23 protein-coding genes are annotated in these 21,145 nt (G+C 45.5%); 6 read left to right on the top strand and 17 right to left on the bottom strand.

Annotated features, from left to right (window positions below):
* Positions 1 to 64: 64 nt before the first annotated feature.
* The gene (locus tag MCG98_RS13100; RefSeq protein WP_240302388.1) at positions 65 to 2,692 is read left to right on the top strand and encodes a YhgE/Pip domain-containing protein; all 2,628 of its coding nucleotides are present in this window, start codon (positions 65 to 67) and stop codon (positions 2,690 to 2,692) included.
* 44 nt (positions 2,693 to 2,736) lie between these two features.
* Here the strand turns inward: MCG98_RS13100 and MCG98_RS13105 are convergent, their stop codons facing one another.
* A complete protein-coding gene (locus tag MCG98_RS13105; RefSeq protein ID WP_240302389.1) occupies positions 2,737 to 2,907 on the bottom strand; it encodes a hypothetical protein in 171 nt (56 codons plus the stop codon).
* A 199-nt stretch (positions 2,908 to 3,106) separates the two neighbouring features.
* On the opposite strand from MCG98_RS13105, the gene MCG98_RS13110 reads away from it, so the two are divergent.
* A complete protein-coding gene (locus tag MCG98_RS13110) occupies positions 3,107 to 5,554 on the top strand; it encodes an excinuclease ABC subunit UvrA (RefSeq protein WP_240302390.1) in 2,448 nt (815 codons plus the stop codon).
* An 81-nt stretch (positions 5,555 to 5,635) separates the two neighbouring features.
* Here MCG98_RS13110 and MCG98_RS13115 read toward each other — a convergent pair whose 3' ends face one another.
* Positions 5,636 to 6,211, bottom strand: coding sequence for a DNA-3-methyladenine glycosylase I (locus MCG98_RS13115; RefSeq protein ID WP_240302391.1), 576 nt, complete (start codon positions 6,209 to 6,211; stop codon positions 5,636 to 5,638).
* Between the two features lie 129 nt (positions 6,212 to 6,340).
* Positions 6,341 to 7,210, bottom strand: coding sequence for a LysR family transcriptional regulator (locus MCG98_RS13120; RefSeq protein ID WP_240302392.1), 870 nt, complete (start codon positions 7,208 to 7,210; stop codon positions 6,341 to 6,343).
* 331 nt (positions 7,211 to 7,541) lie between these two features.
* On the opposite strand from MCG98_RS13120, the gene proB reads away from it, so the two are divergent.
* From proB to MCG98_RS13135, 3 genes are all read left to right on the top strand, one after another.
* Complete coding sequence (gene proB, locus MCG98_RS13125) at positions 7,542 to 8,348, top strand: glutamate 5-kinase (RefSeq protein WP_240302393.1); 807 nt, start codon at positions 7,542 to 7,544, stop codon at positions 8,346 to 8,348.
* A complete protein-coding gene (locus tag MCG98_RS13130) occupies positions 8,345 to 9,163 on the top strand; it encodes a MerR family transcriptional regulator (RefSeq protein ID WP_240302394.1) in 819 nt (272 codons plus the stop codon). Before proB ends, MCG98_RS13130 begins: the two co-directional genes overlap by 4 nt.
* A 123-nt stretch (positions 9,164 to 9,286) precedes the next feature.
* Positions 9,287 to 9,967 carry a DUF554 domain-containing protein gene (locus MCG98_RS13135; RefSeq protein WP_240302395.1) on the top strand — a complete coding sequence of 227 codons (681 nt, stop codon included), beginning with the start codon at positions 9,287 to 9,289 and terminating at the stop codon, positions 9,965 to 9,967.
* A 93-nt stretch (positions 9,968 to 10,060) separates the two neighbouring features.
* On the opposite strand, the gene MCG98_RS13140 is transcribed toward MCG98_RS13135, so the two are convergent.
* Positions 10,061 to 10,396, bottom strand: a complete 336-nt coding sequence (locus MCG98_RS13140; RefSeq protein WP_240302396.1) for a LysM peptidoglycan-binding domain-containing protein — start codon at positions 10,394 to 10,396, stop codon at positions 10,061 to 10,063.
* 192 nt (positions 10,397 to 10,588) lie between these two features.
* On the opposite strand from MCG98_RS13140, the gene lexA reads away from it, so the two are divergent.
* A complete protein-coding gene (lexA, locus tag MCG98_RS13145; RefSeq protein ID WP_240302397.1) occupies positions 10,589 to 11,212 on the top strand; it encodes a transcriptional repressor LexA in 624 nt (207 codons plus the stop codon).
* A 108-nt stretch (positions 11,213 to 11,320) separates the two neighbouring features.
* Here the strand turns inward: lexA and rsfS are convergent, their stop codons facing one another.
* The 13 genes from rsfS to MCG98_RS13210 form a co-directional block, all read right to left on the bottom strand.
* A complete protein-coding gene (gene rsfS, locus MCG98_RS13150; RefSeq protein ID WP_240302398.1) occupies positions 11,321 to 11,674 on the bottom strand; it encodes a ribosome silencing factor in 354 nt (117 codons plus the stop codon).
* A gap of 13 nt (positions 11,675 to 11,687) precedes the next feature.
* The gene (gene yqeK, locus MCG98_RS13155) at positions 11,688 to 12,278 is read right to left on the bottom strand and encodes a bis(5'-nucleosyl)-tetraphosphatase (symmetrical) YqeK (RefSeq protein WP_240302399.1); all 591 of its coding nucleotides are present in this window, start codon (positions 12,276 to 12,278) and stop codon (positions 11,688 to 11,690) included.
* 18 nt (positions 12,279 to 12,296) lie between these two features.
* Positions 12,297 to 12,911: a nicotinate-nucleotide adenylyltransferase gene (gene nadD, locus MCG98_RS13160; RefSeq protein ID WP_240302400.1), complete on the bottom strand. Its 615-nt coding sequence runs from the start codon at positions 12,909 to 12,911 to the stop codon at positions 12,297 to 12,299.
* Between the two features lie 5 nt (positions 12,912 to 12,916).
* Positions 12,917 to 13,213 (bottom strand): ribosome assembly RNA-binding protein YhbY, encoded by a 297-nt coding sequence (gene yhbY / locus MCG98_RS13165; protein ID WP_240302401.1) that lies wholly within the window; start codon positions 13,211 to 13,213, stop codon positions 12,917 to 12,919.
* A gap of 8 nt (positions 13,214 to 13,221) precedes the next feature.
* Positions 13,222 to 14,514 (bottom strand): GTPase ObgE, encoded by a 1,293-nt coding sequence (gene obgE / locus MCG98_RS13170; protein ID WP_240302402.1) that lies wholly within the window; start codon positions 14,512 to 14,514, stop codon positions 13,222 to 13,224.
* A gap of 67 nt (positions 14,515 to 14,581) precedes the next feature.
* Entirely contained in the window at positions 14,582 to 14,866 is a 285-nt protein-coding gene (rpmA, locus tag MCG98_RS13175; protein ID WP_240302403.1) for a 50S ribosomal protein L27, read from the bottom strand.
* Positions 14,867 to 14,870: 4 nt separating this feature from the next.
* On the bottom strand, positions 14,871 to 15,191 hold the full coding sequence (locus MCG98_RS13180) for a ribosomal-processing cysteine protease Prp (protein ID WP_275891335.1): 321 nt from the start codon (positions 15,189 to 15,191) through the stop codon (positions 14,871 to 14,873).
* Positions 15,192 to 15,204: 13 nt separating this feature from the next.
* Positions 15,205 to 15,510, bottom strand: a complete 306-nt coding sequence (gene rplU / locus MCG98_RS13185) for a 50S ribosomal protein L21 (protein ID WP_240302405.1) — start codon at positions 15,508 to 15,510, stop codon at positions 15,205 to 15,207.
* A 151-nt stretch (positions 15,511 to 15,661) separates the two neighbouring features.
* A complete protein-coding gene (locus tag MCG98_RS13190) occupies positions 15,662 to 16,498 on the bottom strand; it encodes a DNA glycosylase (RefSeq protein WP_240302406.1) in 837 nt (278 codons plus the stop codon).
* On the bottom strand, positions 16,492 to 17,379 hold the full coding sequence (locus tag MCG98_RS13195) for a DegV family protein (protein ID WP_240302407.1): 888 nt from the start codon (positions 17,377 to 17,379) through the stop codon (positions 16,492 to 16,494). The genes MCG98_RS13190 and MCG98_RS13195 overlap by 7 nt, the downstream gene beginning before the upstream one ends.
* Positions 17,376 to 18,569 carry a ribonuclease E/G gene (locus tag MCG98_RS13200; protein ID WP_240302408.1) on the bottom strand — a complete coding sequence of 398 codons (1,194 nt, stop codon included), beginning with the start codon at positions 18,567 to 18,569 and terminating at the stop codon, positions 17,376 to 17,378. Before MCG98_RS13200 ends, MCG98_RS13195 begins: the two co-directional genes overlap by 4 nt.
* Positions 18,562 to 19,269: a TIGR03936 family radical SAM-associated protein gene (locus tag MCG98_RS13205; protein ID WP_240302409.1), complete on the bottom strand. Its 708-nt coding sequence runs from the start codon at positions 19,267 to 19,269 to the stop codon at positions 18,562 to 18,564. Before MCG98_RS13205 ends, MCG98_RS13200 begins: the two co-directional genes overlap by 8 nt.
* Entirely contained in the window at positions 19,253 to 21,118 is a 1,866-nt protein-coding gene (locus MCG98_RS13210) for a TIGR03960 family B12-binding radical SAM protein (protein ID WP_240302410.1), read from the bottom strand. The genes MCG98_RS13205 and MCG98_RS13210 overlap by 17 nt, the downstream gene beginning before the upstream one ends.
* Positions 21,119 to 21,145 lie beyond the last annotated feature (27 nt).

The following is a 21,145-nucleotide window of genomic DNA, read 5'->3' on the forward strand; positions in this document are numbered from 1 at the left end:
CATAGTCTATTAATGAATAGCAAATCTATTTCTCTACACCATGTGACATAAAGGAGTGAAATTCATGATCAAGAGAGAATGGAAAAAGTTACTGCACAACAAAATACTTCTGATAGTGCTGATTGCTATTATTGCGATCCCCACGATTTACACGACCCTGTTTCTCGGATCAATGTGGGATCCGTATGGTAATCTGGATAAACTTCCTGTAGCTGTGGTTAATAATGACCAGCCGGCACAGTATAACGGAAAAACCATGGATATCGGCACAAATCTGGTAGAAAATCTCAAAGAGGATTCTTCCCTTGCGTTTAATTTTGTCGATTCTGAGACTGCAGTGCAGGGGTTGAAAAACGGAACCTTCTATATGGTAATTACGATTCCGGAAGATTTCTCACAGAAAGCCACAACGCTGATGGATCAGACCCCGGAAAAAATGCATCTGGATTACGAGACAAATCCCGGTACCAACTATATCGCCTCCAAAATGAGTGATACCGCACTGCAAAAGATCGAGGAAAGCATTTCAAAAGAAGTGACAAAGGAATATACCAGAACAGTCTTTGAGCAGATTTCCGAATCCGGAGACGGCATAGCCGAGGCGGCGGACGGCGCCGGAGAACTCGAAGACGGTATCAAAACTGCCAAGGACGGAAACGCTACGATCAGCATCAACCTGAAAACACTTGCAGACAGCTCCCTGACTTTCAAAAGCGGCAGTGATGAGCTGAATGAGGGTATTTTGCAATACACTGACGGCGTCTCCAAAGTGGATGACGGAGCCAGACAGCTGCATGAGGGTGTCGATACCCTGTCCCATTCTGCCTCCTCGGGCACTTCGCAGCTTGCAGACGGTGCCTCAGAACTCTCCAATGGAATAACTGCGTATACCGACGGTGTTTCCCGGGCTGCAGACGGTGCAGATACCTTGAACGATCAGAGCAATGCGCTGAAGAGCGGTGTCTCTCAGATATCTTCGGGCGTTTCAGAATTAAAGACGGGGGCAGACACACTTCTCACCGGTGTCAGCAGTATGAGCCGGGAGATCGGCGATACACTGCCAGATCAGAATACCATTGATGCCCTGAGCGGCGGACTCACAACATACCAGCAGAGTATTGGGCAGATCAACGCCGGGCTTCAGAACTTTACCATACCGGATACATCCGAAGTGGCGCAGGCGGGTGCCATTCTCCAGGATGCCCTTTCCAATGCAGGTGCCGATACCGGTAATATTGCAGCAGCCCTTGCAACACTTACCGCTGATATGTCGAACCTTACGCCTGAACAGCAGCAGGCCGTCGGTGCACTCGCGCAAAACGCAGGGAATCTGAGTCAGCATCTGACAGATGCAGGCAGTGCAGCCCAGTCTGTCAGCAATGCTCTCGGTTCCCTCCAAGGAAGTCTCGGCGCACTGAACGAATTGAAGGCAGGCGTATCTGCATTAAATGAAAACGCAGACGCGGTACTCGGCGGGAGCATAACAGCCGTGTCCGGAATGTATCAGGGACTCTCCACTGTGAAAGGCGCGCTGGATGAGCAGATCATACCCGGGGTTACAGCTATTGATTCAGGACTGGAAGAAGTTCAAAACGGTGTGGATTCTGATCTGGCGAATGGAATCACCGCCTATACTGATGGTGTCTCCGAGGTAAATAAAGGATTAAAAGAGCTGAGTTCAAACTCCGAAACTCTGAAATCAGGTTCGGGTGATCTCAAATCAGGCGTTTCTGAACTGGCGAGCGGGCTGTCTGCCGGTGTGGAGCAGCTGAAAGACGGTACCGGCAGTCTGTATTCGGGCACTCAGGAACTGTGCTCAAACAGCAGTTCTCTGATATCCGGGTCCGGTCAGCTCAACAGCGGTGCCGCACAGATCAGCGATGGTGCCGGCCAGTTATACGACGGTTCCAAAACTCTGGGAAGCGGCATGGAGCAGCTGGAGGAAGGCAGCAATACGCTGAAGACCAGTCTGAAAGACGGTGCTGACCAGGTAAAAGAAAACTCAGCCGGTGACGGCACATTTGATATGTTCTCAAGCCCTGTCATCACAGAAAAAACTGAACTGACTGAGGTGGCAAACAACGGCCACGCCATGGCACCGTATATGATGTCTGTCGCACTCTGGGTGGGATGTATCGCATTCTGCATCATGTACCCGCTGACAGATTATAACGGACGTCTGAAGTCCGGCGTCTCATGGTGGCTGAGCAAGGCAACCGTCGTTACGGTCATAGCCGTGGCGCAGGCACTGGCCATGATCTCTCTGCTTCATGTATTCAATGGCTTTTCCCCTGTTGAAATGGGGAAAACGATATTACTGGCGTGCCTTGCCTCCATGACCTTTATGTCCATTATGTACTTTTTCAACATATGCTTCGGCAAGGTCGGCAGCTTTGCAATGCTGATCTTCATGGTTGTTCAGCTTGCCGGATCAGCCGGTACCTACCCTGTTGAAATCTCAGGCTCATTTGTGGCATCCATCCATAAATTTCTTCCGTTCACCTACACGGTCGATGGATTCAGAAGTACGATAGCGGGAGGAACATCAATCACAAAAGAATGCTTAATCCTGCTCGCGCTGCTGCTTATCTTTACCATATGTACGGTACTGATCTTCCAGTTCCGCACCAGGCGAATCAGGGCAGGCAAAAAATGCATCCTGGATTTTATGGAAAAGAAGGGATTGGCATAATTTACCCGGGCGGTTGAGAAGCAATTTGCTCCTCAACCGTTTTTTTAATGCCCTGCCCTCTTAAAAAGACCATGTTCACTGCAGAAAAAGTAGAGATCTCCGCCATACATTTTCGGAAAACGAACCTCTGCAGCCTGCTCGGGATACAGCTTTAGAAACATCACCCTGTCGTACGCCGCATAAGCCACAAAAGAAATGTAATGCTGTTTTGTCATATCATGCCGCAGTGTGATGTAATATTCATCATCGGCTGCGCTGACAACGCTTTTTTACTCTGATTTCAACAAACGCTCCGTAGAGTACAAAATATAACTTCTTATACCGTATGTAAACAAAATATTGTATAATAAATAAAACTCAAAAAAACCTGCCGCAATGGCCCTAAGCGGTGGATTACCCAAGTGGAGGTATAGCATGGATCACATCAAGATTACCGGCGCTCACGAAGGCTGCCTGAAGAACATTTCACTGGAAATACCGAAACATAAACTTGTAGTTTTTACAGGACTCTCCGGTTCCGGCAAATCAACACTGCTGGTTGATGTTCTCTTTCAGGAGTGTCAGCGGCAGTACCTGGAGGCAATGTCCTTTCAGGGTATTCAAAAGCCAAAGGTAGAACGCATACAGGGTGCTTCTCCGGCAATTGTGATTTCCCAGACAGATGCAAACAAAAATATACGCTCAACTGTTGGAACCCAGACAGATCTCTATACAGACCTGAGAATGATCTTTGAGAAGCTGGGGGTCCGAAGTTGTCCGCACTGTAGTGCCATCATATCCTCAGCAGACTGTAAGGAGGAAACAGAGAAGAATGGGAGTGATTTCCATGTCTATATGTACTGCAGCGAATGCGGCAGACGGATGGACAAGATCACGCGTACTTACTTTTCCTTTAATACAAAAGAGGGTGCCTGCCCCACCTGTGATGGACTTGGAAAAATGCATATGATAAAAAGAGATTATGCAGTCGATGAGACTCTGACTCTGGAAGACGGCGCAGTACGCTACTGGGAAAAGCAATACGGAAGGTACCAGACCTCCGTCCTTTATAAGGCGTTTGCACACTACAGCCTCCCGATTCCCATCGATATTCCAGTACATCAGTTTAGCAGTATGCAAAAGACAATTTTATATGAGGGAGTGGAAGGTGACACTGTAAAACAGGCATATCCGGACCTGAATGCTCCTGAGAACGCTGCTTCCGGAAAATTTGAGGGTGTATTGCCCATACTGTGGCGGCGGCTGTCCGAAAAAGGCGGTGATGTCTCTAAGCTTTCGGCTTACTTTGATGTGACGGAATGTCCGGACTGTAAAGGTGAAAGACTCTGTAAGCTAAGCCGTTCTATCACAGTAAACGGAACACGCCTTCCAGAGCTGTCATTCTTTTCTCTGGAAAAACTGCACCGATGGATTACCGAACTGACAGATTCCCTCTCCGAACAGCAGTTAGCATCTGTAAACGCATATCTTCTGGATATCAAGACCAAACTTGGCCGTCTGATCAATGTAGGACTCGGATATCTGTCTCTCGACCGGCAGACAATCTCTTTGTCCGGCGGGGAATTACAAAGGCTGCGTCTGGCCGCCGCACTGGATTCTGATCTTTCCGGTGTAATCTATATCCTGGATGAGCCTACCGCGGGACTGCATCCCCAGGATACGGCGGGACTGATGACCATTCTAAAGAAGCTGCGGGACCTTGGAAATACAGTACTTGTCATCGAGCATGATGTAGATGTCATGGAGTCAGCAGACTATATCATAGATATGGGACCTGGCTCCGGCAGATATGGCGGTGAAATCATCGCAGCCGGTACACTTGAAGACTTAAAACAGCAAAAAGATTCCGTGACTGGCAGTTATCTGCGCTCCCCCGTGCCCGGTAAAACAGTCTTTCGAAAAGCAGCAGGAAGTATTCAAATAGAGAATGCCGACAAATTCAATTTAAAACAGGTCTCCGTCTCTCTTCCCATCGGATGTCTCACTTCTGTCACCGGTCCCTCCGGTTCTGGAAAGTCGACACTGGTCTTTGAAGTCCTCGCGAAGGGTCTGCCGGATTTTGAAAATAACCGTGTATCCGGCACGAATCAATTTGACAGAATCATTAAGATTGAACAGTCTGCGATCGCCAAAATGAAGCGCTCCAATACGGCAACTTATTCAGAAGTTTACACTGACATACGATCCGTTTTTGCAAATACGCAGGCTGCCCGGAAAGCAGGTCTCAGTGCAAAACATTTTTCCTTCAACACTCCCGGCGGCAGATGCGAAAACTGTGAAGGTCTTGGCTATGTGGACAACAACATGCTGTTTTTCGCAAATACAGACGTCGTATGTCCTGTCTGCGGCGGAATGCAGTTTCAGTCCTCTGTTCTGGCCGTAAAGTACAGAGGTGTCTCGATCAAAGATGTCCTGGACCTCTCTGTCGATGAAGCTCGTGAAATTTTTACAGAACATCCCAAAATCGCTGACACCCTGACACTGCTTCAGGATGTCGGACTGGGTTACCTGCTGCTGGGACAACCCCTTACCACCTTATCGGGCGGCGAATGTCAGCGTCTGAAGCTTGCCAGAGAGCTGACTGGCAGCCGCCTTGGAAAACACAGTCTGTACCTGATGGACGAGCCAACCACCGGACTTCACCCAAAGGATGTTGAGCATTTTCTTGTACTGCTCAACCGTCTGGCAGACAACGGTAACACAGTAGTCGTGGTTGAACACAACCAGCAGATGATCCGCAACAGCGACTGGGTCATCGATCTGGGTCCGGCAGGAGGTGACAGGGGCGGTTATATCATCTTTGAGGGAACGCCAGAGGAACTGAAAAGATCGGGATGCGGCTATACCGCAAAGTTTATGTAAATTGTAAATGATAAATCATATGTAAAACGGTGTTATGCAGTTATGAAAACGATTGAAAACTGCCGGTTTTTCAATCGTTTTCTATCTTTTTTTGTAACATTCTTTGTGTTCCAGAAAACAGCCCTCCTCATGGGAATAGATGATCCCGACCGCCTGCATGTACGCGTAAATGATTGTTGTTCCCACAAACTTCATGCCACGCTTTTTCAAGTCACTGGAAACAGCATCTGACAGACTGGAATTCGCCAACCCTTTCTCATAGATTACCTCTCCCTCTGTCCAGTGCCAGAGGTAATTTGAAAAGCTTCCATACTCATTTTGTATCTCTTTGAATACATTGGCATTATTCACTGCTGCCTTAATTTTCAGTTTGTTTCGGATGATATCAGAATTATTCTGCAGGGAAACCATTTTTGCCTCATCATAAGTGCAGACCTTTTCTAAATCAAAATCATCAAACGCCTTCCGAAAAGCGTCCTGTTTATTGAGAACACACTCCCACGTCAGCCCTGCCTGAAAGGATTCCAGAACCAGCATCTCAAACAGCCTTTGGTCATCATAGACCGGAACACCCCATTCATCATCGTGATATCTTATGTAGCGCTCATTCTTCGGGTTTGCCCAACGGCAGCGGCATTTCTTATCTTTCCACTCCATACCTCAATCCTCTATTCTATCTCAAAATCTACTGACTAAAATTACTGTAGAACCAACCCCTGCCGGCAGTAAAACGCAGTACCCAACAGTCCGGATCACTGACACCTTCCGGATAGTAATAAACTGATTTTAAAGCCGGCAGTCAATATAATCCAGGAACCGTTTCACTGCAAGCGGTGCACTTTTTTTATCCCGCATCGCAAGTCCAATCTTTCGATAGGCAGGTATCTCCAGTTCTTTTATTACGATCCTGTACGGGACACGCTGCAAGACCAATTGCGGCAGAATACTGATACCCAGTCCGCTCTCTACCATAGACATAATCGCATAGTCGTCCCAGGTTGTAAAACGAACTTTCGGGGTTATCCCACAACGCTCAAATATTTCTGATACTTCAGTCTTTGCACCTTTTTCCAACAGCATAAAGGGATCCCCGCACAGCGCCCCCACCGGAAAATAATCACAGTCTGCCAGCGGATGATCTTCAGGCAATACCACAAGCAGCTTGTCCTGATCCAAAAAAACAGTCTCAAACTCCGGAAGTGTAGGAAGCCTGACAAATCCACAGTCTACTCTCCCCTCCGCGATCCAGTTCTCAATTTCCGTATAATCGCCCAACAACAATTCATAATCGATATCAGGATAGTCTTTTTGAAATTCCCTGATAATCTTTGGAATCCAATGTGTAGCTACACTGGAAAATGTTCCTATCCTGATCAGACCGGACTGCAGACCATTTAATCTGCTGACCTGAACCTGCAGCTTCTGATACTCCTCACATACACTTTTTGCAAACGGCAGAAGCTTCATTCCGTCAGAAGTCAGCCGGACCCCGGACCGCCCTCTCTCCAACAGTAAAACGTTCCACTCACGCTCCAGATCATGTATCATACGGCTGATACCCGACTGAGAATAACTCAGGATCTCTGCCGCCTTCGTGAAACTCCCGTATTCCACTGTTTTTATGAACGCCAAATGCTTTTGTATATTGAGTTCCAAAATCTATCCTCCAATCCATCTTATTTTGTCATGCTATTCATGATAAATATTCGCTTTTGTAATCCTTGTATTTATGCTACATTATATACATCTCATTTACAAGGACTTTTTTACAATTTGACAGGAAAGGACTCAGCGAAATATGTTTTATATAAACGAAATTTCATATATCACGTGTTTCAGTTACACCGGCAGACTGCATGGAAGAAATGCTGGGTACAAAAGTGCAGCGACGGCACGACAACCGGATATATGAAACTGAAAACTTCACAAATCATTCAGGAATTTTTGCCTTTCACCGGGCATATTCCGATCATTATGGAGGTATCCTATGGGACTGTATCATAACAGAATCGTTGTTAAGGTTGGAACTTCAACTCTGACTAATGATCTGGGACAAAATGACCTGCGGTCTTTTGACCGCCTTTCCTGCGTATTATCTGACGTTCAAAATATGGGCTATGAGATCATCCTTGTTTCTTCAGGCGCGATTGCGGCAGGTAAAAACAAGCTGCGTATGAAAGCACAGCCTGGCACCATGCGTATGAAGCAGGCGGCAGCCGCTGTCGGACAGTGCAGTATTATGTATCTGTATGATAAATTTTTCAATGACTACGATAAAACCATTGCTCAGATTTTACTGAACGCAGAAGATATCGAAATCGAAGAAAAGAAAGAAAACCTGATAAGTACTTTTGACACCCTTCTTGACATGGGAATTATCCCGGTCGTCAATGAAAATGATTCGGTCAGTTATACCGAAATTGAATCGGAAGAGCGGCTGTTTGGTGACAACGATATGCTGTCCGCCGTTGTTGCTGTTTTATGCAGAGCATCCAAGCTCATTATACTTTCCGATATCGATGGATTCTATGACAGGGATCCTCGCCTTTACCCAGATGCAAAACTGATCGAATCTATTACTGAAATCGATGAGAATGTACACTCTTTAGCCGGTGGAGCCGGATCACGGCGCGGAACCGGTGGCATGAAAACAAAGCTTCAGGCAGCAGCACTTGCAACCTCTCAGGGAATTGATACAATAGTAACCAATGGTAAAAATCCGGCTTCAATGTACGAGATCATCAAAGGCGGCAAAGCCGGTACTCTTTTTACCGCAACAGGAGCACACGTATGAAAGATCTATTCAGTATCGGTGAAGTTGCACGAATGTTTGATATAAATGCAAAAACTCTGCGATATTATGACGAAACCGGACTTTTAAAACCGGAAAAAATCAACGCAGAAACCGGTTACCGCTATTATTCTACCCGGCAGTTTGAACGCCTTAACACGATTTTATACCTGAGAGCACTGCAGATACCTCTGGAGCGAATTTCCTATTTCTTTCAGTGCAAAGACACAGATACAATGATACAGATCCTGAGATCTCAGCAGAAAGAGATTCAGATACAGATGCACAGACTGCAGACTATAGAGAAAAAATTATCATCCAGGATCAGCCAGATTGAAGATGCGAAAAACTGCACTCTGGACAGTATACTGCTGAAATCGTATCCTGAGCGTCCTGTTTTTTTCCTCAAAAAAGAATTCCCCGTGACAGATGATCTGGAATATCCCATACGCGAACTTGAAAAAGCCTGCCGGATACAATCTGGTATATTCCTTGGAAAAATTGGTGTTTCCATCTCAGAAACATCCATCCGCAGCTCTGACTTCTCGAATTTTTCCGGCATCTTTCTGATGCTGGAACCGGAAGACCACAGACATCCGGATGCATCTCTGCCCGCTGGAATGTATCTTACTATCCGTTTTCCCGGAACACACACACAATCTTCGTTATACTATTCGAAGCTGTTGGAACACATGAAAAACTGCAATCTCAGCATCTTCGGCAATTCCGTTGAGATCACCCTGATTGATGACGGAATGACCGATGACGTAGATCAGTTTGTCACAGAAATTCAGATTCCCGTTATACCTTCCGAATAACAGGCATGCTATGCAAAGCGACTGAAAACTTTAAGAAATTGTGCAATCATTGTTGACTCTCCCCTTGCTGGAAGGTTTATTCTTTTAACAGACAGATATATCACGCGAAAGAAAGGAATCACTATGATAGGTACAATCGTAAACACAGGAACTATCCTCCTTGGCAGTGTTCTCGGAAGTGCGCTGAAAAAAGGAATCCACGAAAAATACCAGGGGGCTCTGTACAATGCCATGGGGCTTGCCGCCGTAGGGCTTGGTATCAATTCCATTGTTGGAAATATGTCAGACAGCAGCTACCCTGTTCTTTTTATCGTAAGCCTTGCGCTCGGCTGTCTGGCTGGTACGGTTCTCAATATCGATGGTAAATTCAACCAGCTGGTCGGACGTCTCGGAAAATCCGAACTCAGCCAGGGTCTTTCTACCGGAATCCTGCTCTACTGCATTGGCAGTCTTTCTATTCTGGGTCCAATACAGAGCGCCCTGTACGGGGATCACACGTTTCTTTTTACGAATGCAACTCTTGATTTTGTCACTTCCACAGTGCTCGCTTCCACATACGGAATCGGCATGGCACTTGCAGCGCCTGTTTTATTCTGCTGGCAGGGTCTGATCTATCTGTGTGCCACATACCTACAGAATTTTCTTACTGATTCCCTTATGGCGGAGGTTACAATCGTTGGAGGGTTTTTAATTGCCGCGTCAGGTCTGGGGATCCTTAAAATCAAAGACTGCAAGACGCTGAATATGCTTCCGGCTCTGCTGGTACCAGTCATATTCTTTTTGATCCTAAAGTTTATCTTATAAAGATAACCCGGACACTCGCCTGCAAGTTCACATAATTTTATTATGCAACCCATGCGCCATGTCCGGATTATTAATGTGAGATAAACAGAAAAATCAGTTATGTTTCAATGAATAATAGGGTACGCAAATATGACTTCCCTGCTGAAGTTTTGTCCCGTGAAGTCCATTGATGTCCTGAATTTCAGAAATGTACGCCTCAACTGATCTATATTCATCTGTCATATACTCCTGTGCAATACTCCACAGACTTTCCCCGCGCTCAACATAGTGACTGGTATAATATTTATAAGTAATCTTGGAAATATCACTCTGCGCACCAATTTTATCTGCGCTGAATTGAATCAGTACCGCACTTAGTATCAGGAAGGATACCGCTGTCACGGTCAACTGGATTCTTCTTCTGTTTCTTGTACGCCTTCTCCTCTTCATGTGATGGCCTCCCTCATTTGTACGAGTTCATGCGAACATATTTTCGCAAACATTTGTTCTGTATGGTTATTATACTACCCAGAACAAATGTTTGTCAAGGCGTTTTTCGAACAAACATTCCGAATATCTGTTTGCAATATGTGAGCTTATATGCTATGATAAAAGTAATAAAAAACATGGAGGGCAGTGTATATGGCCTATGGTAAGATAAGCAAAAAACAACAGGAAATCCTCGATTACATAAAAAGTGAGATTATCAACCGCGGATTTCCGCCTGCGGTCCGTGAAATCTGCGAGGCCGTCAATCTGAAGTCAACATCCTCCGTTCACTCCCATCTGGAAACACTGGAAAAGAACGGTTATATCCGCAGAGACCCTACCAAACCACGTGCAATCGAGATTCTGGACGATAATTTCAACACAGCACGCTGTGAAATGGTCAATGTCCCTGTCGTAGGGCGTGTGGCTGCCGGTGAACCTATTCTTGCGGTTGAAAATATTGAGAATTATTTTCCGATTCCTGCAGAACATATGCCGAAATCTGACGCATTTATTCTGGAAATTCATGGTGAAAGTATGATTAACGCAGGTATCCTCGACGGAGATTACGTGCTGGTGCAGAGCCAGCACACAGCTGACAACGGAAACATGGTTGTCGCTCTGATCGACGATTCAGCAACCGTCAAAACATTTTATAAAGAAAACGGATATTACCGCCTGCAGCCTGAGAATGATGATATGGAGCCTATCATCGTAGAAGAAGGTCTTGAAATCCTTGGAAAAGTAGTCGGCGTGATGAGATTTATGAAATCCTGATAAAAAATAAAAACACAGGTGCAAAGTGAACGGACATCTTCGAAGGATCCGCATACATTGTTCCTGTGTTTTCGTTTTATGCTCGTTTTACAAAACAGCTTCTCTTCATCAATCTTCCAGAGAAGCTACAGATACAGAAGTTCCGTCTCTCCAGATTCTTTCCAGGTCATAGAATAAACGGTTTTCCTCATCAAAAATGTGTATCACCAGGTCACCGTAATCCATTAAAATCCAGTTTGCATTCTGGTAACCTTCGATCTGTTTCGGACGACTTCCGGCTTTCTCCAGCATCTCTTCTACATTTTCAGCCAGTGCCTGAACCTGACTGCGGTTCGTACCGCTTGCAATAATGAAATAATCAGCAAGTGTAGACACCTGTTCAATGTCGATCACTTTGATATCCACTGCTTTCTTATCTTCCAATGCCAGGCAGGCTGTTCTTGCCATATCTTTTCCCGTCATTTAATTTTCTCCTTTATCCCTGATTATGCAGATTGCAATAATACTCATATGCACTTTCTGTAACAGTATCGATTTCTTTTTCAACTGTTTTCAGATACGCCAGCGTGTCATGAAGTATCATATACATACATTCATCCAAATCTCTGAACGCCATTTTTCGGATTTCATCAAGCCGCGGGGCCTTATATCGCCCGGGTTCAATGTAATCTGCAATATAAATGATTTTTTCCAGTACCGTCATAGCCGCTTTTCCCGTAGTATGCCACGTAATAGCGGAAAGTACTTCCGGGTCTCGGATGTCAAACTTTTTTTTCGCAAGATGTGCGCCAAGTTTTGCATGCAGCATGTATGGATGCGTCATCTCATAGTGAGATGCCGTAATTCCGTATTTTCCGCATAACCGCAGTTTTTTTTCATCCGGTATACACTTTGCACAGTCGTGCAAAAGCCCCGCGAGCTGCAGCTTAACAGGATCTCCGCCGTGAACCATGCCCATACATACGGCCGTGTACATAACGCCTGTCGTATGTTGAAAACGCTGGCGGTCCAGATGGTTTTTCAATTTTCTTTCCAGCTTTATTAAATCATACTTTTGTTCTGCCACGATGTCACCTCTTATTACCTACCGGTAAATCCGGTTTTCATAGATATAATCAATTACCCGGTTCGGTACATAATACTTTATCGTACGTTCTTCCTCAATCCATGAGCGCAGCATCTGAGATGAAACATCAATGTTCAGGCTGTCCAGCTTCAGAAAACTGCCGCTGTACTTCTGCGAAAGACGTTTCATCTCAGCAACTATTTTTTCATCCATTGTGTGGTCCCGCGTCGCAACAACAATTTTAGCCGCCGCACAGATTCTTTCTGGTTCTTTCCAGGTCTCAAAATTAAACAGCGAGTCCGCACCAATGATGAAATAATACTCATTTTCCGGGTATTCTTCATTCAGCCGTTCAAGTGTTCTAAAAGTATACGTGTAGCCATCCTCATTCATCTCCACAAGCGATAATTCAAAATGAGGATTATCCGAGATCGCACGTGCAACCATCTCCACCCGCTGCTCGTCAGTCGCACGGCCTCTGCGGTTCTTCTTATGCGGCGGATTACCTGCCGGCAAAAAAAGAACTTTTTCCAGACCAAACTGTTCGTATGCAGTTTCACCCAGAATCAAATGTCCAACGTGAATCGGATCAAAGGTTCCTCCCATGATACCGATTTTTTGTTCTTTTTGCATATTCTTTATCTCCGGGGCAGCTCAATCTTTTTCCTGTCATCCTTACCCTCTTTGTAAAGTACGATTTTTCTGCCAATCACCTGAACAACTTCTGACTGTGTGCGTTCCGCCAGTACCTGAGCGATCGCTTTCGGATCATCCATACAGTTTTTCAGCACGTTGATCTTGATCAGTTCCCGTGCTTCCAAAGCTTCAGCCACAGATGAAGTATTTTCGGGTGTCAGGGTTGACTTTCCGATCTGCAGGATTGGATCCATCGTCATGGCAAGGCCCTTTAAATAAGCTCTTTGTTTACTTGTCATACTTACTCCTATTTGTAATAATCAAACTCAAAACCATACATCCGAACAGTGTCGCCTTCCTCAATTCCGGCAGCTTCCAGTTCTTTCAGGATTCCTCCGTCTTTCAGGAACTTCTGGAAAAATGCAAAACCTTTTTCAGAATCCAGATTCGTGTAACCAAGCATTTTTTCAATCTTTGGCCCTTCCACAATGAAAGTATGTGCATCGTCTTCAGCTTTTTCCACGGTAAACGGCAGGTTCTCTGTAATAAGCACATCCTCCGGGAAAAATTCCTGTTCAAATACTACCGGTTTTTTCTCAATGTTATCCAGCATATGCTGTACATGATACAAAAGTTCCGATATTCCCTGTCCGCTGACAGCGGATATCGGAAAGACTGAAATACCCTGTGGTTCAAATTCTTTCTTCAGGCGTTCCAGCGGATTCTCATCATCCGCATAGATCACATCTGTTTTATTGGCTGCAATAACCTGAGGACGTTCAGCAATTTCCGGATTATAAGCTCTGAGCTCTTCGTTAATCTTATAAATATCATCTACGGGATCCCGTCCTTCCGTAGATGCTGCATCCACCACATGAATCATAACGCGCGTGCGCTCAATATGCCTGAGAAATTCATGCCCGAGTCCGACACCCTCCGACGCTCCCTCGATCAGCCCCGGAATATCAGCTATGACAAAACCGCTGCATCCATCCAGATCCACCACACCGAGATTCGGGTTAATCGTTGTAAAATGATAATTTGCTATTTTAGGGCGTGCGTTCGTCACGCGTGACAACAGTGTGGACTTACCCACATTTGGAAATCCGATCAGCCCGACATCCGCAATGACCTTAAGCTCCAGACGCACCTCAAGTTCCTGTGCATCCTGACCCGGCTGTGCATACTTCGGTGCCTGCATCGTGGCTGTTGCATAATGCATATTACCCTTTCCGCCCCTGCCTCCGCGCAGTACCACCTGACGTCTGTTATCTCCTGACATATCCGCAATGACTTTTCCGCCCTCTGCTTCCATAATCACTGTTCCTTCCGGAACTTTTAATACAATATCGGCGCCATCTTTTCCATGGCAGCGGCGTTTGCCGCCCTCTTCTCCGCTCTGTGCAGAGAATTTTCTTTTATGTCGATAATCCGTCAGGGTATTCAGACCTTCGTCAACTTCGAAAATGACGTCTCCGCCCTTTCCTCCGTCACCGCCGTCCGGTCCTCCGTTCGGTACATAAAGCTCCCTGCGGAAACTCACGTGACCGTCTCCGCCCTTTCCTGACCGGATGATTATTTTCGCTCTGTCTGCAAACATATTTTCCTCCACTTCTGTGGGAATAGATAAAAAGGCTTCAAACCGATGTGATTTGAAGCCTTAAGCATTACTCTGATACTGGAACGATAGAAACCTGTTTCTTATCTCTTCCTTTTCTTTCGAATCTTACAACACCGTCTGTCAATGCAAACAGTGTATCATCTTTACCGCGTCCTACATTCACACCTGGATGAATTCTTGTTCCGCGCTGTCTGTAAAGGATATTCCCTGCTTTTACAAACTGTCCATCGGCTCTTTTTGCACCTAACCTCTTGGATTCAGAATCTCTGCCGTTCTTGGTAGAACCAACACCTTTTTTATGTGCGAATAACTGAAGGTTCATTTTCAACATGTCCTTACACCTCCTTCGTTGTTATCTCTATAAACTTATTTCCATAATTCTTCTGGATTTCTTCCAGACCCAACACCAGAGAATCAAGCAGCAGCTGTGCTCTGTCACTCACCGGCTGTGTCAGATGAAATTCCAGATATCCATCATCCTGCCCGCCTTCGAAATGATCTTCCGTAAACGTCTCGATGGAATTCAGCGTATTGATCGTCAATGCCGAAACCGCTGCACATACAATGTCATTGCCATATGCGCCGAAGCCTGCATGTCCTTTAGATTCAATACCGATACACTTGTTATTGTTCACAAAAACCGTAATCTCAATCATAACAATTCAAAAATTAAGCGTTGATTTTTTCAATCTTAACTTTTGTAAACTGCTGTCTGTGACCGTTTTTCTTGTGATAACCAGTTTTTCTTTTGTACTTATAGATTACGACTTTTTTAGCTTTTCCGTTCTCAACGACAGAAGCAGTTACGCTTGCATTTGCTACATCGGAACCAACTTTTAAACCATCGTTGTTCACTGCAAGTACATCATCAAATGTAACAGTTTCACCCGCTTGTGCACCAAGTTTTTCCACTCTAATGATATCGCCTTCGGCTACTTTGTACTGTTTACCACCTGTTGCAATAATTGCGTACATATGGCACCTCCTATTATCATTACTCGCCAGATATGGTGGTTTCTGAAACAAAACACTTATAACCTCTCTGTGCGGCATACTCTATGATAATACCACAGGCGTGTCTTTTCGTCAAGAAATTCTTCCTGATATTTTCATTTTTTCACCCTTTTTAAACAACGATCCTCTCAATTCTGCGCAGTTTTTCGTTAAGATCATAGTAGAACATGTACTGCTGCAGGATTCCCCCGTATCCGCTATATTTATCATGGGGGAATCCCTGTGGATAATGAACCTCCAGAATTTTTTTTATATGGGTGTCAATCGGGAACGCATCGATATGATAAAGGCCAAACAGACAAATACAGTCCGCCACCTTACTGCCAATACCATACTGCTCTGTCAGCTTTTTGTGCGCGGTTTCATAATCCGCAGGCTTCAGATCTTCAAGGTTCAGGCTTCCTTCCAGGACAGCCCTGGCTGTACGGTAAATATATTTGTCGCGGTATCCAAGTCCCAGTGTTTTCAAAACCGCCATATTGCCCTGCACAATGGCCTCCGGGCCCGGAAAGGTGTAATACTGTGTTCCGTTCTCCGCAGTCCGGTCCTCCCCCAGTTTTCTGCACAGAAGATCTACGCTTCTTCTGATTCTGGTGATATTGTTGTTCTGGGATATCAGGAAAGTAACGATCATTTCCCATAAGTCCTGCCTCAGTATTCTTATCCCCCATCCAAACCTTACGGCTTCAGTAAGGTAAGGATCCCCGGGGTCAACAGATGCTTTTATTATCCCATAGTCCGTATGCAGATCCAGATATTTTTCCCAGACCTCCTGAAAATCCCTCTCAGAACACGAAAAAGAAAACAGATCTCCTTCCTGCCCGATTTCCAGATACCGCCCTGAAGCCACAAGAGAATAAATTTTCTCCTGTTTTTCCTCCATCCGGAAACATTGTCCTGACTTCGCAATCTGCTTCAGATCCATATCCGGGATTTTCTTTTTCAGCATTTAAAACCCCGGTCCATTTTTTTAGAGGAGGCAATCGCCAGTGATCCAGGGCCTATATGACAGGCAACGCTCAGAGAAAGAGGATTAACGATCACATCAATGTCAGGAAATGCTTCTTCAATTTCCTGCTTAAAACGTATGGCTTCGTCTTCATTTGCCGTGTGAGCAACAGCCAGGTGCATCTCTTTTCTGACTGCTGCATCCAGAAAGCGGGTGTCAAAATCTTTTTTCATGGCATCCAGCATGGTCTTTTTTGCCTGCTTCTGGCCGCGCACTTTTGCATATGCGTCCAGCTTTTCTCCCTGAATCTGCAGCACCGGTTTCAGATTCAGAACTGTGCCGATCATAGCTGCAGCCGGGGTGATGCGTCCGCCTTTTTTCAAATATTTCAGCGTATCAACCATAATATAGATACTTGACTGAAACTTCTCATTTTCCAGAATTTCTTTAATCTGCGCGCCGGTCATACCCGCCTCAGCCAGTTCAAGTGCATCCATGACAGACTGGCGCTGTGTCACTGATATCCTCTGGTTATCAACAACATGCACTTTCCCCGCGTAAGTATCCTCCAACGCAAGCGCTGTCGCCGTCGCACAGGTCGCGCTGAGTCCGCTCGACATTGGGATATGAACAATCTCATGATATTCTCTCAGCAGTTTGTCCCACAGTTCCATCACTTCTCCCGGTGACGGCTGTGATGTTGATACATCAATGTCATCTGCAAGGTGTTCATAAAACTGTTCCTGTGTCAGATCGATGTCCTCATAGTGAATCTGTCCATTGATAAAAAAAGGCATGGCAATGACACTGATCCCCAGTACCTTCGCTTCCTTCTGTGTTATACCGCTGTTGCTGTCCGTAACAACCGCAACTTTGTTCATACGTCGCCCTCCTTGGCACCTCTTAATGTACTGATTTGTTCGTGCAGGGATTTCCTGGTCTTTTTTCTCGTGATCTCTACTATCTGCAGACGTGTCATATCTATGACATTCGTCTTGACCGGATCTTTTTTGCAGCAGGCTGACAGCACATGCAGCAGCTCATCCTGATGATCCGGATTATCCATATTAATAAAATCAACTAAAATAATACCATATAAATTACGAATACGCAATTGCCTGGCAATCTCTCTGGCTGCTTCCAGATTGATTTTCCGGTAAGTTTCAGAAGCCTTCTTTTTCCCGCTGTATTTTCCGCTGTTTACATCGATGGCAACAAATGCCTCCGTCTGCTGAATCACCAGAAAGCCCCCGCTCCTAAGCCAGATTTTCTGCCTCAGGGCATTCGAGACTTCTCTTTCCAGCGAAAAAAGCTTATGCAGAGGAAGCAGCCTGTCTTCATAGAACTGCAGCATTCGTGAACTTCCAGGCTGATATTCAGTCAGATAACTGTTAATACTTTCATATATTTCCGGAATATCTGTGATAAACTTTTCGAGTTCTCCATCTTTTAGATTTTTCAGTTCCTGGATGTAATATGGGACTGCCTGTTCTACCAGTGAGTAGCAGGTCCGTGTCCGGCCTTTTAACAATACAGTATCCAGCCTCTGGTACAGTTCGGATAACTCTTTCAGTATCTCTTCTTCAGAAGCACCTGCGGCATTGGTGCGCATGATAATACCACAGTCCTCTCTTTTATATGGCTCCATCCATTTTTTCAGACTGCGGCGTACATCCCTGTCCAGCCTGGAAGAGATCCCCAGCTCTTTTCTTCCGAGCGTAACTACCATGAATTTTCCAGCCAGATTCAGATTGACTGTAACTTTTGGCACCTTTGATTTTAATGCCTCCTGCTCCACCTGCACTAAAAGTTCATCTCCTGCCTTCAGGCCCCTGGTTTCACACTCATCCAGTGAAAGATAACACGGGAAATTAGGTTTGATATCAATAAAAGCACCTTTGATTTCCGGCATCACCTTGTTTACTTTTCCAATGTAAATATTGCCCAGAATGGTATCGTCCTCCAGTGGATGAACCTGAAGCTCCAAAACTCCGGTTTCATCCAGAACCGCCATAACCCGGCATTTCGTATCGTAAATGGAAAAGCCGGTCAGTATCAGTTTCTTACCCAATGATCTTACCCAGACTTTCCAGAGTTACCAGTTTCAAATGCTGATCGTCTCCTGTGTTTGCATAGACTTCATCCCGGTGGACCATCCACGCAAACGGTATAACTTCTTCACCAATATAATGATAGAATGTTTCCATCACCAGCTCAGGTTTCAGATTATGAACACTTCCGGTTGCAAGCTGCATGAATATGCGTCCGTCTATCAATTCAAACCGGTAAATCAAGGGACGAATATCCGTCTCCTGCTCACTGCGCTTTGTTTTTTTCATCACTATGATGGAAGGCTGTGCCATAAATCCGGAGATCAGTTCTCTGTAATTTTGTTTTGGTTCCCGGCCTTCCCGGAAATCCACATAATAATCTGCGGCAGCCACCAGCGACATTGCCTTGCTGGCTTTCTGGTCCGGAATCTCACGGACACTCATCACCCTGATACCTTCTGCCATCACGGCATTGAAACACCGTCCAAAGTCTGCAGTTGACATTGGCGTCCTCACTTCCATATCAAAGTATTCCCCGCTGCTGGTCACTCCAACACCGAGCGGTGCAGCAAATGACATGATCATATGCGGGCTGAAGCCCTCTGAATAAGCGACATCTATCCCTGCACGCCGGATCGCCTTCTGAAAATAACGCATCATATCCAGATGTCCTATAAACTTCATCGCACCCTTTTTCTCAAATTTAACCCTTACTTTCAATGCAGACTCCTCCCTGATAAACATTCGCACCGCATCCCGAACACTGTATTCTGCAGTTTGGCGTCACTTTTTCTGACAGTGCCAGATTCCATTCTCTCAGCAGGAACTCCCTGGAAACACCTGCATCAATAAAATCCCAGGGGAATACTTCATCCTCTGACCGTTCCCTCATTGTATAAAAATCAGGATCCAGGCCTGTCTCTTTAAAAGCCTCCTGCCAGTTTCCGTAATTAAAGAATTCGCTCCAGGCGTCAAAAATGCAGCCTTTCTCATAAGCTTTCTGTATGACTTTTGCACAGCGTCTGTCTCCACGCGCAAGCAGTCCTTCCAATACCGTCACATCCGCCTCATGCCAGTTGTATTTTATACTCTTCTGATTGAGCTGTGCGCGGATCTCTTCCCGCACTGTCTTTGCCCGGTTCAGGTATTCTTCCTGCGGACACATCGCCGCCCACTGAAACGGGGTAAATGGTTTTGGCACAAAAAAAGATGTGCTGACATTTATCTGGCATTTCCCATTTCTTCTGTCTTTCGGAATCTCATAATACCGCTCCGCTATCTTTTCTGAGAGATGTGCGATTCCTTTCTGATCTTCCTCCGTCTCGGTCGGAAGTCCCAGCATAAAATACAGCTTTACCTTATTCCAGCCACCCTTAAATGCGGTAGCTGCTCCATCCAGAATGTCCTCTTCTGTCAGTCCCTTGTTGATAACATCACGCAGACGCTGTGTTCCTGCCTCCGGTGCGAAAGTAAGCGAACTTTTCTTTACATCCTGAACTTTTTCCATGACCTGAAGTGAGAATTCATCAATTCTCAAAGAAGGAAGCGAAATATTGACATTCGTCCTGCTGCACTCCTCGATCAGGAATTCCAGAAGTTCCTGCAGTTTTGAGTAATCACTGGAGCTCAGTGAACTCAGAGATATTTCTTCATGTCCTGTATTTTTCAGCAGTTCTTTGGCGAGATTTTTCAGATATTCAACATCCCGTTCCCTGGTTGGCCGGTATATCATGCCCGCCTGGCAGAAACGGCATCCACGGATACATCCCCGCTGTATTTCAAGTACAATACGATCCTGGGTAGCTTTAATGAACGGTACAACGGGCGCTTTAGGATAATAGGTGTCTGAAAGCTCCATGACAACCTGTTTTTCCACAATCTCCGGAATTCCGTCATACAGCGGCGTAAAAGCTGCCAGTGTACCATCTTCCTGATACGAAACTTCATACATCGAAGGGACATAGATGCCCGGCACCGAGGCTGCCTTTTTCAGGAATTCCTCTCTTGACTCACCATTTTTCCTGCAGGTCTGGTAAATATCCAGCAGCGGGAAATAAACAGTTTCTCCTTCCCCAATATAAAACAAGTCAAAAAACGGGGCCAGAGGCTCCGGATTATACGTACACGGACCTCCTCCGATAACGATCGGGTCATCCCAGGTTCTCTCCTTTGCCCCGAGCGGAATACCGCTCAGATCCAGTATCTGCAGAATATTCGTGTAACACATTTCATACTGTATGGTTATTCCCAGAAAATCAAACTTTTTGACCGGATCCTGTGATTCCAGTGCAAAAAGAGGGATATTCTTCTCCCGCATCATACGGTCCAGATCCGGCCACGGTGAATAAACCCGTTCACACCAGATGTTCTCTTTCTGGTTAAACATATCATACAGAATCTGAATTCCAAGATGTGACATCCCGATTTCATACACGTCCGGAAAACACATGCAAAAACGCACATCAACCTTTTCGGGGTCTTTATTTACCGAGTTTATCTCATTCCCAATATAGCGGGCCGGCTTCTCAATTTTTAGTAATATTTCATCACTTAAAGCAAGTTTTCTCATATTTCCCCTCTCGTTTTTTGGTAACAC

Source organism: Ruminococcus sp. OA3 (assembly GCF_022440845.1).
In the GTDB taxonomy this organism is placed as follows: domain Bacteria; phylum Bacillota; class Clostridia; order Lachnospirales; family Lachnospiraceae; genus Ruminococcus_G.